This is a genomic window from Pseudoroseomonas ludipueritiae (genome assembly GCF_014490445.1).
GTDB classification, from domain to species: Bacteria; Pseudomonadota; Alphaproteobacteria; order Acetobacterales; family Acetobacteraceae; genus Pseudoroseomonas; species Pseudoroseomonas ludipueritiae.
The window spans coordinates 1-833 of the sequence record NZ_JACTUZ010000364.1 but is presented as its reverse complement, the minus strand read 5'-3'; the positions used below and the strand labels follow the sequence as shown (position 1 = coordinate 833).

Sequence of the window (833 nt, the reverse complement as noted above, 5' to 3'; positions counted from 1 at the left end):
GCCGCCAAGCACCGGCAGGCCGAGCCGGCGCAGGTCGTTGACGGTGTGGAAGCCCTGGTCGAGCTGCACCAGCAGCAGGGCCACGAGGGTACCGGCGCCGAGGCCGGCCACCAGCACGCCGGTGAGCAGCAGCGGGCGGTTGGGCCAGGCGGGGCGGATGGGCAGGGAGGGCGGGTCCACCACTTCGAGGCGCACGCGGTCGGAATTGGTGCGGGCGGCGCCGGCGATTTGGATGGATTCGCGCCGGGCCAGCAGTTCCTCGTAGTTGCGGCGCAGCACGGTGTAGTCGCGGTCCAGGTTCATGAACTGCGCCTGCACTTCCGGCTCGCTGCGGGCGACGGCATCGAGCCGCTCCACCTCCGCCTTGCCGTCACGCTCCTGCCGCTCCAACGAGGCGATCTGCGCCTCCACATCCACCAGCCGCACCTTCAGCTGCTCATAAAGCGGATTGGCGACCGGGGCGGCCCTGCCGCTGGGGGAGGCCGCGCCACTGCTGCCGGTACGCGCCGCCACACCCACGGCCGCGCGCGCCGCCACCACATCCGGATGCTGTTCGGTGAAGCGGGTGCGAAGCTCGGCCAGATTGCGCTGCGCGGCGGCCAGGGCGGGGTTGCCACCGCCACCACCGCTCACCTGCGCCGCCGTAAGGGTCGGGGGCGCGGCTTCCAACTGCTTCTGCGTCAGCTCCCGCCGCATGCGGGCATCCTGCAACTCGCCCTGCACTTCCTTCAGGCGCCCGCGCGCGGCTTCCAGCCGCGACACGCCGCCATTGGCCTCGGAAGGGAGGAGGTCGATGTATCGGGCCTGGAACTCGGCGCGGCGGCGTTCGGCCT

Annotated in this window: 1 protein-coding gene; it reads right to left on the bottom strand. The window is 72.3% G+C overall.

What is annotated here, in order from left to right; all coding sequences use genetic code 11:
* The coding region (locus IBL25_RS26395; protein WP_275296077.1) for a GNVR domain-containing protein at positions 1–833 on the bottom strand (833 nt) is incomplete at both ends.